Source organism: Oceanotoga teriensis (assembly GCF_003148465.1).
GTDB classification, from domain to species: Bacteria; Thermotogota; Thermotogae; order Petrotogales; family Petrotogaceae; genus Oceanotoga; species Oceanotoga teriensis.
The window spans coordinates 93594-106723 of the sequence record NZ_QGGI01000005.1; the positions used below are offsets into that span (position 1 = coordinate 93594).

The following is a 13130-nucleotide window of genomic DNA, read 5'->3' on the forward strand; positions in this document are numbered from 1 at the left end:
AATCACTCCTGTCCTTTAAGTTTAATAGGAATGTTTAGATCAGTATCAAGAGCTGCCCATAGATTTATGTCCATCTTTCCATCAGAGTTCAAACTGTAATCTCCTATAGGAAGCGCTACATCAACTTTAACTTTATAAACATCTGATTCGACTATATTTTTTGCTATATTACCAAGATCTATACTTTGTATATTTCCTGAAGAAAAATCGATTTGATATTTACTACCATTAAAATCTATAGAAACTTTTGCTGTAATTCCAGTACTATTTTCAAGTTGAAAAAACACTTTAAGATTATCAACCATATTCAAAGCTTCATTTATACTTTCTCTATTTTCATCGTTCCTTCCAAGCATGTCCCCTTCAGACTCATATGAAAACAAAGTTGATTCTTTTGTAACATCGAAAGCAAAAGGAATATCTATTTTTATATTTCCTGAAATAGAACTACCACTTTCTATGGTGAGTCCATCTGATTGAATTGAATAAAGCATCTCGAGATTATCTGGTTTTTCATTAAAAACTGAGCTGAAATCACCTATAAATTCATTTCCAGAAGATCCGGTTGAAATAATAGGTGTACTATTACCAGTATAAGATGCAGATAATGTAATATCTAGATTTCCTGTTATATTTTCTTTATTTATAGTCAAAGTTGCAGGTAATGTTTTAAAATTAACATTATTCAAAATACCAAGATCATCTCCAAAATTTAAAAATCCAGAAGATAATTTTCCACTAAAAGTAGTATTCTTAGTCTTTATAGATTCAATAATTATATCTTTAAATCCAAGTGAAAAATCAAATGAAAGATTATCCCCCTGTTTTATTAATCCATTTAAAGTCACTTCATCATTTAAATATCCTGCTGGCTCTACATCGAAATCAAGATTTATTTTGCCAGAAGAAACATCTATATACTTATTAGAAAGATCTATAACAGATGTCGAATAATCAGTATTTTTAGTAAATACTTGATTAGAGTTCAAAGGAGTATCTGTTCCAGAAGCTTTTATACTTGTTGAAGATATATTGGCATTAAAATCAACATTCATACCATTCAACCATCTAAATTCGAGTTCCCCCGAAGAGAGATTTATTCTATCAACGAGTTCTTTAATTTCCTCAGGAACTATAATCTCATTAGACCCAGAATTATTAAAGTTTAAACCTTCTTTTTTAAACACGATCTGCTTAAACTCTGTATCAGAACTTACAGAAACATTTATACTAAAAGAATTAGTTGATGAATTATAATCAAATTCATTTAAAGATACCGTATTTGTACCATTTAAAACTTGGTCTTTTAAGTTCACATGAATATTCCCATCTATGATACTCGTGTTAACATCATTCGAATTGAATGTAACTGTTGCATCTGAAAAAGTCAAATTATCTGCACTCAATATAAGGGTTCCTTCATTTATAGTTGCAGAAACAAGATCATTTGGATTATCAAAAGTTATTTCAATTGGAATTGCTGAAGACCCAGCACCTGGAAATATTGGTATTCCATCTAAAGAAACTTCAGGAATACTTGGAATACTTACAGAAATATTTTGATTGAAATCAAACTGTGAAAAATCCATATCGCCAGTCGTAAAAAGTTCATCAGTAGAAATGTTTATTATATCCGTAGCATATCTATAAGTTAAAGGATTAGAATTAACTTTTAATAAACCAGGAAGAGCTTTTTCAAGTTCATCTTCAAAAGTCCCTATAAAATCGTTTATAGATAAAGATGTAGCCCCCACAGGCGCCTGTACCTTAGGATTTGCTTTTACATTGATTTTTTCTACATTACATGCAGATAAAACAATCAGAATAGATATAATCATAAGTCCAAAAATAAAAATCTTTCTCATAATATCACCTCACAAATGGATGTAAAAATCCTCAAATTCCCTATATAAAAGTTCAAACATATAAATCATTTCATCGCTTAAAAATTCTTTAATACTTTTTTTTATATCTTTAAAGTCAGAAAAGTCAGATTTTTCAAAACTTATTTCAATAATGGAAATCAAAAAAGCAATTTGATAAATTTCATTCATATTTTTTATTTTTTCTTTTTCACCCCCCTCAACAAAATATTCATTATATATATAGTTCATACAAATAAAAATATCCAATGTTTTCATATTCTCTATTCTTCGTTCAAAAACATATTCTTTTTTCACATTTATATTTATATTATCGTAGTATTTTATAAACAATATTATACCAGATGTAACATTAAAAATTATTTCATCATCATACTTTTGATTAAAAAATAATTTCAAAATATTGCTTATTCTATCAAAAATATTCTTTCTATAATCCAAACTTTCATAAATATCTATTTCTTTTTTATTCTCAAGATCTTTTATTTTAAATTTAAAATTCTCAACTTTTTTGTATATAAGACCCACATCATTTTTTATGATATTGAAAAATTCTTCATCTATTTCCTTATATTTTTTACTTTTTTCTATATCATTCAATTTCAAATCTATATCTTCTCTTTTAAAATCTTCATCAAAAAATTCCTGAATAAAACTTATAATTTCTATTAAAAGAGAGTTATGCTGTATAGAAACTTCATAAAGATAGTAAAATTCATCATTTGTCAAAATTTTTTCTTTCAATGCATAAAATGATTTCTTTTTTTCATTAAAGAAATTTTCCAGTGGAATGTCTAATTCATCATATGTTTTGATTAAATCATACTTTCTATTTTTATCAAAGCTTTTATTCATATCTTTAATTTTTTCATTGAACATATTTTTTATTCCAGAAGATATTATATAATTAAAAAAAGTTGTGATAATAAAAGATATGAATATAAATAATATAAAAAGTAAAAAATATCTTTTTATGAACAAATATAATCCAGCTTTTTTATAAAATAAAAAATTAATACCCAAATTTTCAAAAGTATTATAAACTATATAACCATTTTTATACTCATCAAGAGAAAGTTCACTGAACGTTAACTTATCTTTCTTTACATTATTATAAAAACTCATATCTCCTGAAAGAAATTCTCCATAATCATCTACAAAGGCATAATTTTCACTCAAATCCATACTGAATATAATTTCTTTTAAAATATAATTTAAATCAAATTCAAAATAATAAAAAATATTGTTTTTAAGATAATATACATTCAGAATGCTTTCATTTTGCACTTTTTCATACTCCATAAATCCATCTTCTAAAAAAGTATCTTGAATATCAGTATCCATACTAAAATTAATTATTGGTCCAAGACCCACTCCCTCATTTAAAGATAGATTTACATATTCTTTTATTTTTGAATCAAAATTTAAAGATAAATTTGATATTATTAATTTTGTATAAGATTTTATATTTTCATAATCAGAAATATATTTGGATTTATTAAAAACCATCAAACCAACTACTAAAAATAGTATAATCATCATAAAAGAATAAAAGTTTAAAGTTTTAAAAATAGATTTATTTTTCAAAATATTCACCTCAAAATAATCAAAATATCTTTTTTTTAATTATACCAGAAGGAGGAATAATTATGATTTTTTATGAACTTTATTTACGTTCTTTCTATGATTCAAATGGCGATGGAATTGGTGATTTTAAAGGACTTGAAAAAAAATTAGATTATTTACAAAATATTGGAATCGATTCCATATGGCTTTTACCAATAATGAAATCTCCGGCATTTCATGGTTATACAATTACTGATTTTTATAAAACCAATTCTTTATATGGAAATATTGATGAATTAAAACAATTATTAAATGAAGCACATAAAAGAAATATAAAAATTGTTTTAGATCTGCCAATAAACCATGTCTCTGTATCATCTGAATGGTTTCAAAAAGCTTTAAATGATGAAAAGCCGTATAAAAATTGGTTTATATGGTCAAATAATAAAACGAATACTGATGAAAGACGACATTGGGGAAATGATAAAATATGGCATAAAATAAATGATAAATATTTTTATGGGTTATTTGGACCTGGTTCGCCCGATTTAAACTTTGAAAACAAAGAACTCTGGGATGAAATAAAAAAAATATTTAAACATTGGTTAAATATCGGATTTGATGGGTTTAGATTAGATGCAGCTAAGCATATATTTGATTATGATAAAAAAAATATGAAATTCAAATATCAACATGATAAAAATATAAAATTTTGGATTGAAATGTTAGAATACATAAAAAGTATAAAAAAAGATGCCATAATAATAAGTGAAGTTTGGGATGAAAAAGAAATAGTAAAAAAATACGATGGAATATTCGAAATAGGATTTAATTTTCCACTTTCATATATCATTAAAGATTCCATAAAATTAAATGATGCAGAAAAATTTGTCAAAGATTTAAAAGAAGTAATGCCTGCATATTTCAAAAAAAAGCCCATAAAAACTAAATCGGGAAATTTTTTAACAAATCACGATATGACAAGGCTCAGAAGTGAGTTAAAATCTATAAAAAAATCAAATTTTGCTTTAAATATACTTTTAACTCTACCCGGAATACCTTTCATATATTATGGCGAAGAATTATCTATGAAAGGTAAACTTAAAAATGTTAACTTCACAGAAGATGGTGAAGAACCAATTCAATGGTCAGAAATTGGTTTTGGACCAGGTCAAACAGAATGGAAAGGCTATAAATTCAACACACCTTACAGTAAAATTTCTGTCGAAGAACAGCATAAAAATCCTAAATCCACTTTAAATAGGGTCAAAAAACTTATTAAGTTTAGAAAAGAAAATAGTTGGATAGAAAATTCAAAAATTAATATTTTAGAAAATGATAAAAATATGGTAAAATTAAGTATCAATAATGAAATAAACTCAATTATTATTCATTATAACTTTAAATCTTCAAAAACAAAAATTAATATAAATGAAGATAAAATTTTATATTATTCTGATAATGTTAAATGCACAGAAAATAAAACTGAGATCCCTGGATATTCTATTTTGATAACAAAGGGGGATCTATAATAATGAGGTGATAAAGTGAAAAAAACTTTATTAATATTAATAGCTGTATCACTCATAACTACCTTGACATTCAGTCAAAGTCTATTCAGTTATACTAACTCTGAAGATACAAAACAAGATTTAAAATTTAAAACATTTTTAACAGACTATGTATCAAGTCAATATAAAATAGCAAGTGGAAAAGATTTAGCTCCAGAAAGATTATATGATATTATAGATGGTATAATGAATGCCTCAAAAACCTTTGAAATATCTCCACTTCTAATAGCGGCTATAATAGACACAGAAACAAATTTCAGAAATATAATAGGTAGTTATGGAGAAGTTGGTTATATGCAATTAAGACCTACAACAGCAAAATATGTCATAGACATGTATCCAGAAATATTTAAGAATGCAGGATATGATGATTTTACAGTAGATTGGATACAAAAAAGATTGTTAATAGACCCACAATACAATATATTAGTAGGTACAGCCTATTTAAAACATTTAATGAATAATCATGAAGAAGATATTTATAAAGCTGTAGGTTGGTATAATGGTGGAGGAAATGAGTATTACGCAAAAAAAGTAATATATAAAATAGCAGAAATATCTGTATCATATCCAACAATTTAAATTAAAACATCAGCATGACAAATGCTGATGTTTTTTTATAATAAAAATTTTGATCTTTTTATTTTTTATGTTATAATTCACTTAGTGAATGAATGATTTAGGAGTGATAAAATGTTTGATACAGAAGAGTACATGTTTTTTAATCCCTCACCCAATTATCGTGAGATGATGATATTAAAAATCATTTCAAAAAATTCTGATACTTCTCAAGAATCTCTTGCAAAAAAAGTTGGAATAGTTCCTTCTATGGTAAATCGTTATTTAAAAGATTTTGAGGATAAAGACTTAATTATAAAATCTGGAGAAAACAGAAGAAGGATGTCATATCAATTAACTAAAAATGGACAAAAAAGACTACAATTTTTGATGGTTTCTTATATAAACGAAGTTTCAAAACTTTATACCGATACAAGAGATTCTTTTGAAGAACTCATAAAAGCTTTAAAAAAACATAATCTAAAAAATATATTTCTTTATGGTGCTGGTGTTGTAGGAACTATAGTATTAAAAGTCTTAAATATAGAAGATATAAATGTTCTTGGATTTATAGATGACTCTATATCAAAACAAGGAGATAAAATTCATGGTATAGATATATTAAATCCAAAAGAAGTTGACCAATTTGATTATGATGCTATAATAATAGCTTCATTTAGGCATTCTGAAGAAATAAAAGAAAATGCTCTAAAAGAAAAGCTTAAAAATTTATTCATTTTTAAAATAGATGAAAATGGAAATGTGTCTTTAAATGAGGAGGAAATAATATGAATATACCATTATTCGATTTAACAAGACAATATCAAGACATAAAAAAAGACGTATTAGAATCTTTAGATAATATATTTTCATCAGGAAAAGTTATTCTTGGTGAAAATGTTAAAAAGCTCGAATCAGATCTTTCAAAAAAAATTGAATCTAAGTATGCCTGTGGTGTCGCAAATGGTTCAGATGCATTATTAATTGCTTTACATGCTTTAGACATAAAAAATGGAGATTATGTAATAACTACTCCTTTCACTTTTTTTGCTACAGCAAGTTCTATAACAAGAAACAATGCAACACCAATATTTGTAGATGTAGAAGAAAAATATTATAATATTGATTTAGAAAAAGTTGAAACAATATTAAAAACACATCCAGAAAAAGAAAAAATAAAAGCAATAATTCCAGTACATTTATTTGGAAAAACTCTTGATATGGAAAAATTAAAATACTTAAAAAATAAATATAATATAAAAATAATAGAAGATTGTGCACAATCAATAGGTTCCATATGGAAATCAAAAGATGGAAATAAAATTTATTCTGGTACTGTTGGAGATTTTGGTACAACTTCATTCTTTCCAACCAAAAATCTTGGTGGATATGGAGATGGTGGAATGATATTCACACAAGAAGAAAACTTACAAAAAAGGGTTAAAAAACTCAGAGTCCATGGAGCTGCAAAAAAATATTTTCATGATGAAATAGGTTATAATTCAAGATTAGATGAAGTTCAAGCTGCAATACTAAATATAAAATTGAATATGTTAGATGAATTTACAGAAAAAAGAATAGAAAAAGCCAAAAGATATGATCAACTATTTAAAGATTTAAACTTAACCGATAAAATAATATATCCAGATTATATTAATGATAAAACTCATGTATACCATCAATATGTAATAACCTTAAAAAAAGGAAATAGAAATGAACTTGCACAATATCTAAGTAAAAATGGGATTGGAAACTCTAAATATTACCCAGAATGTCTTCACAGACAAAAATGCTTTGAATATTTGGGATATAAAACAGGTGATTTTCCAATAGCTGAAAAAGCTACAGAAAATACAATTGCCATACCTATATTTCCAGAATTAACTGATGAAGAACAAGAATATATAGTAAATAAAATAAAAGAATTTTATAATTAAGGGGGATAAATATGAATTTATTAGAAAAAATATCAAATAAAACGGCAAAAATAGGTGTAATTGGGCTTGGTTATGTTGGGTTACCACTTGCAGTAGAAAAAGCTAAAGCAGGATATGAAGTATTGGGTTTTGATATACAAGAAGATAAAGTAGAAAAAGTGAATGATGGAATAAATTATATAGGTGATGTTGTAAATGAAGAATTAGAAGAAATTGTAAAAAACAAAAAATTATCTGCAACATCTGATTATGACAGAATAAAAGAATGCGATGCAGTTATGATATGTGTTCCAACTCCTTTAGATAAATTCAAACAACCAGATTTAACTTATGTTGAAATGTCCACAAAAGAAGTCTCAAAAAGATTACACAAAGAAATGTTGATAGTTCTTGAAAGTACTACTTATCCTGGAACAACAGAAGAAGTAATGCTTCCTCTTTTAGAAAGAGATGATTTAAAAGTTGGTATAGATTTTTATCTCGCATTTTCTCCTGAAAGAGTAGATCCAGGAAATATAAGTTATAAAACAAAGAATACTCCAAAAGTAGTTGGTGGAGTAACCTCAAAATGTACAGAACATGCAAAAGTTTTATATGAGAATGTTCTCGATGCAAATGTATTTACAGTATCTTCACCAAAAGAAGCAGAAATGTCTAAAATATTAGAAAATAGTTTTAGAATTGTAAATATAGCTTTCATAAACGAAATGGCTATAGTTGCAAAAAAAATGGGAATAAACATCTGGGAAGTTATAGATGCAGCTGCTACAAAACCATTTGGTTTCATGCCATTTTATCCTGGACCTGGTGTTGGGGGACATTGTATACCAATAGATCCATTCTATTTAACATATAAAGCAAGAGCATATGATTATCATACAAGATTGATAGAACTTGCAGGAGAAATAAATGATTTTATGCCAGAATATGTTGTTGAAAGATTAATGGATGAGATGAATAAACAAAAAAAATGTTTAAATGGTGCAAAAGTATTAATCGTTGGTGTTGCATACAAAAATGATATAGATGATTTAAGAGAATCTCCCGCATTAAAAGTAATAGAAAATCTTGAAAACAAATATGCCGATATAAAAGTAACAGATCCATATATAGATACTTTTATGTTGAAAGGTAAAGAATATAAAACTGTAAAATTAACAAAAGAATTGATTGAAACTTCTGATGCTGTAATAATAACAACAGGACACAAACATAATGTGGACTATGATTTAATACTACAAAATTCAAAAATAATATTTGATACAAAAAATGTTTTAAAAGATAAAAGAGAAAAATACTCTGAAAAAATAATATTATTATAAAAGCAGAGGTGTATAGAATGTTAAATCATGCTTTAATAGGTTGTGGAAGAATAGCTCAAAAAAAACATACAGAAGCAATAATAAAAAACAAAGACAAAATTAAAACAATAGCTGTATGTGATATAGTTAAAGAAAATGCTGAAAAAGTAAGAAATATATTGAATGAAAATGGAATAAAGGATATAAAAATCTATACAGATTATAAAGAGATGATTCAAAATGAAAATTTAAATGCTGTAAGTATAGCTACTGAATCTGGAAAACATCATGAAATAAGCATGTATGCTATGAAAAATGATATAAATGTTCTCGTTGAAAAACCAATGGCTTTATCAATAAAAGATATGGATGAAATGATAGAATTATCAGAAAAAAAGAATTTAAAACTTGAAATTTGTTTTCAAAATAGATTTAATCCTCCAATACAAGAATTAAGAAAAAAATTAACAAATGATGATTTTGGTAAATTATTTCATTCACAGGCCTCTATAAGATGGAATAGAAACAAGAATTACTATGATCAAGCAAATTGGAGAGGTACTTGGGAAATGGATGGCGGTACTCTTATGAATCAATGTACCCATAACATAGATTTATTGATATGGAATAGTTTATCTGAAGTTGAAGAAGTTTACGGAAAAACAGTGAATTATAACCATGATTATATAGATGCTGAAGATTTTGGAACTGCAATAATAAAATTTAAAAATGGAATGATCGGAATAATAGAAGGAACAGCAAATGTATATCCAAAAAATCTTGAAGAAACCCTATCTATATTTGGTGAAAAAGGAACAGTTGTAATAGGTGGTCTTGCTGTAAATAAAATAGAAACTTGGAACTTTGAAAACGAAAATGAACACCCATTTCAAAAACTTCCAGATCCAGATACTGTGTATGGCTTTGGACATATACCACTTTATCAAGATTTTTATGAATCAATAATTCAAGATAAAAAACCTTTGATAGATGGAAAAGAAGGAAAAAAAGCTGTAGAAGTAGTACTTGCCATATATAAATCTTGTAAAGAAAACAAACCTATAAAATTTCCATTTGAATTCTCAACATTAGAAATGAAAAATTGTTTATAAAATTAAATTAAGCAGCCAAAAAATAATTGGCTGCTTTTAAATTTTAAAATACATAATTAATCTAACAATAATTAGACTATAAAAATACTATTTATAATAAAATAATCCCGCTTATTTATATTATATAACAAAAATTATACAAAAGCAACTTAAGAAGTGGTTAAAGTCTAATTAAAATTAGATTGACTTATAATCAATCTCCAATATAATATTACCATAGTGATATAAAAATACTATATTGGAGAAATAAAATGTCAAATATAAAAATTGGTGAAAAGTTAAGATTCTTTAGAGAAAAATGTGGATATTCTATGCAAGAACTCGCTGATGAAGTATTAATATCTAAAATGTCCATATATTATTATGAAAAAAACATGAAAATCCCAGGTGCCGATATTTTATTTCGAATATGCCAAAAATTAAATATCACCCCAAATGACCTTTTTTATAATAAAGAAAATATCATATTAGAAGAACAGCTCAAAGAATACAATGAAAAAATATTTAGTTTAAAAATCCAAATAACAGATGATTCTAACTATCCTATTCTAAAGAAAGATGAAATAGCTTTAATAAAAAAAGATGAAAAAATAACAAATAAAGTTCTATTCTTAATAGAAGATTCAAATAAAAATCTAATCATACGCTACATGATAAAAACAGAAAATACTATACAATTAATACCTCAAAATTTAAACTATTCTATAATAGAATATGATGAAAAAAATCATAAAATTATTGGAAAAGTCATAGGAAAAATTACATACTTCGATCAAAAATAAAAATCCGGAAAATTAATTTTCCGGATTTATTTTCATCATAAAAGCCTTATTTACATAACCTCTTTTACCTCTGTACTCTATAAAATATCTATCTTTATCCAAATCTATTAGATCAACAACTATTCCTCTGGATAAAACAGATATTATTTTTCCTTCTTCATTCCTTATAACAGCTTGATTTGAAATAACTTGTAGTTTAATATCTTTAAAATTCAGAGAAACATTTTTGGCAGAATAATTACCAGAATCATCGTATGCTTCTATAAGAAGATTTTTACCATATAATCTTTCCAAATTTATTTTATAATTTATATTAAAAACTTTATTATTAACAGGAATATTTTCATCAAGAATTCTTATATTTTTTACAATTCCATTATCTATAACATTTATCATTATATAAGAATTATTAACAGTATAAGATAATTCATCTACAACATTTATAACTGGAGGTTCTTTTTCTTTTAAAGACAAAGAATCTATCTTTTTAAAGTTAAGACTTTCGAATAAACTTATAGGATTATATTTCAAGAAGTATTTTTTTTCAAACTCTTCAGATATATTGGTAATATAATCGCCATTATCTTTAAAAGAAACATATTTACCATCTGAAAATATCATTATATTTGCAACATTTTTTTTCTCTTGAATATCCCAAATCCTAATAATATTTTCATTACTTATAGAAACTAAATACCTTCCTCCTGAGTCGAAAGAAACATCAAAAACACTTTCATTATTAGCAGTTAATATACTGTTCAAAGAAGAATCTTTAGAATTCCACAAATAAATACTACCGTCTTCAGAACCTGAAGATATCAAAGCTCCATCTTTAGACCAATCAAGTATATTTATAGCTCCAGTTGAAATTCCAGTTCTACTGATTATATTTGAAAAATAAGGATCCCAAATTTCCATTATCCCATCAAATCCCCCAAGAGCAAGTAAATTACTTGAATTAGACCATTCGACAGACCATATATTATATTTAAAATCGTTCAAATATCTGACATTGCTTTTATCAAAAGGATATTGTATTAAACTAACTTTCTTATCCAATCCACTAACAGCCATAATATTACTATCCTTGTTAAAATCTATATCTTTAATCCAATTTGAATGAAGCTTATCAATTTTTTTGAATAATTTCATGTCTGGATAGGAATATATGTATAAATTCGAATCCCAACCTCCAACAGCTATATAGCTATTATCTTTAGATACTTTTACAACATTTAAATTAGAATCAGAAACTTTCAATTTATTAATTATACTACCATTATCAAGATCATAAACATATAAAAATCCTTCTCTATCAACACCAATGAGTTTAAAATCATAAGTTATATCAAATGATGTAAACAATATAGGTGTTTTAAAAAACTTCTCTATTCTTGCAGTGGAAGAATTTATTATTGCAAGATTTGATCTCTGATCCATATAAACTATCTTATCATCTATCCACAAAACTCCTGATGGTTCACTGGCAAAATTTTCAAATACTTTTTTTAATATTCCAGTTGTTATATCAACGATGTATATATTTTCTCCATCTGAAATATATATAAATTTCCAATCATAAGACCACTCTATCGCTTTTATTTTATAATCAAGATTTTTCAAATTCAAAGTTGAAAACATGGTATCAAAACTATAAACTTTCAAATCATTATTTGAAAATAAAACTGAAAAATAATTATTATTTGGAGAAAATATAACTTTTGAAATAGAATTTTGAAGATATATAGTATTTCTATGAATAAAATTCATATCAAATATACTTATTCTACCATCTACAGAAAAAACTATTATTTCATCATTAACCTTAAAAATATCTCTTATAAGGCTATTAGAAACTTTTTTATTTTGATTATGACCATCATTTATATTTATAAAAAATATATTTCCTTCAGAATCACCAATAGATATCTCATCTGAATTTAAAAAAGAAATCGAATGAATAGAATTTTCCATAATTTTTTTATAAACAAGTCTTCTTTTTTGATAATTATAAACATAAAAGCCTCTATCCATAGAAGAAAAAGCTATAAAATTCCCATAACTTTTAATAGATATTATATTATCAGAAGCTTCATTTATTTGAAAATTCAAAATGGATGATTCTCTATTAAAAACATCTATAGTACCATTATAATTACCACTAAAAAAATATTTTTCATCTTCCGACCAAACACCATTAAAAGGTTTTGAAGATGTTTCAAAATAATTCATAATACTAAAATCCTTGGAATCATAGACCTTTATATAATCTTCATAAATGAAAGATATAAAATTATTATAAGGACTTTTTATAAGTACCTTTATATCTGAAGTATCGTATGAACTTAAAACAACATCAACAGCAAATGAAAGAGCTAATTGAATAATAAAAACAAAAATAAAAATATATTTTTTCATAT

At 25.3% G+C, this 13130-nt stretch carries 10 protein-coding genes; 7 read left to right on the plus strand and 3 right to left on the minus strand.

Translation table 11 applies throughout. The features are described 5' to 3' along the window. Positions 1 to 2: 2 nt before the first annotated feature. On the minus strand, positions 3 to 1865 hold the full coding sequence (locus C7380_RS04985) for a hypothetical protein (RefSeq protein ID WP_109604381.1): 1863 nt from the start codon (positions 1863 to 1865) through the stop codon (positions 3 to 5). Between the two features lie 9 nt (positions 1866 to 1874). Next, positions 1875 to 3470 carry a hypothetical protein gene (locus tag C7380_RS04990; protein ID WP_109604382.1) on the minus strand — a complete coding sequence of 532 codons (1596 nt, stop codon included), beginning with the start codon at positions 3468 to 3470 and terminating at the stop codon, positions 1875 to 1877. Positions 3471 to 3532: 62 nt separating this feature from the next. On the opposite strand from C7380_RS04990, the gene C7380_RS04995 reads away from it, so the two are divergent. From C7380_RS04995 to C7380_RS05025, 7 genes are all read left to right on the plus strand, one after another. Then, positions 3533 to 4981: an alpha-amylase family glycosyl hydrolase gene (locus C7380_RS04995; RefSeq protein ID WP_109604383.1), complete on the plus strand. Its 1449-nt coding sequence runs from the start codon at positions 3533 to 3535 to the stop codon at positions 4979 to 4981. 15 nt (positions 4982 to 4996) lie between these two features. After that, positions 4997 to 5602, plus strand: coding sequence for a transglycosylase SLT domain-containing protein (locus C7380_RS05000; RefSeq protein WP_109604384.1), 606 nt, complete (start codon positions 4997 to 4999; stop codon positions 5600 to 5602). 111 nt (positions 5603 to 5713) lie between these two features. Beyond that, a complete protein-coding gene (locus C7380_RS05005) occupies positions 5714 to 6370 on the plus strand; it encodes a winged helix-turn-helix transcriptional regulator (RefSeq protein ID WP_109604385.1) in 657 nt (218 codons plus the stop codon). Beyond that, positions 6367 to 7515, plus strand: a complete 1149-nt coding sequence (locus C7380_RS05010) for a DegT/DnrJ/EryC1/StrS family aminotransferase (RefSeq protein ID WP_109604386.1) — start codon at positions 6367 to 6369, stop codon at positions 7513 to 7515. Before C7380_RS05005 ends, C7380_RS05010 begins: the two co-directional genes overlap by 4 nt. 11 nt (positions 7516 to 7526) lie before the next feature. Then, complete coding sequence (locus C7380_RS05015) at positions 7527 to 8837, plus strand: nucleotide sugar dehydrogenase (RefSeq protein ID WP_109604387.1); 1311 nt, start codon at positions 7527 to 7529, stop codon at positions 8835 to 8837. Between the two features lie 17 nt (positions 8838 to 8854). Continuing rightward, positions 8855 to 9928 carry a Gfo/Idh/MocA family protein gene (locus tag C7380_RS05020; RefSeq protein ID WP_109604388.1) on the plus strand — a complete coding sequence of 358 codons (1074 nt, stop codon included), beginning with the start codon at positions 8855 to 8857 and terminating at the stop codon, positions 9926 to 9928. Between the two features lie 251 nt (positions 9929 to 10179). Next, a complete protein-coding gene (locus C7380_RS05025) occupies positions 10180 to 10710 on the plus strand; it encodes a LexA family transcriptional regulator (RefSeq protein WP_109604389.1) in 531 nt (176 codons plus the stop codon). 12 nt (positions 10711 to 10722) lie between these two features. Here the strand turns inward: C7380_RS05025 and C7380_RS05030 are convergent, their stop codons facing one another. Further along, positions 10723 to 13128, minus strand: a complete 2406-nt coding sequence (locus C7380_RS05030) for a WD40 repeat domain-containing protein (RefSeq protein ID WP_109604390.1) — start codon at positions 13126 to 13128, stop codon at positions 10723 to 10725. Positions 13129 to 13130 lie beyond the last annotated feature (2 nt).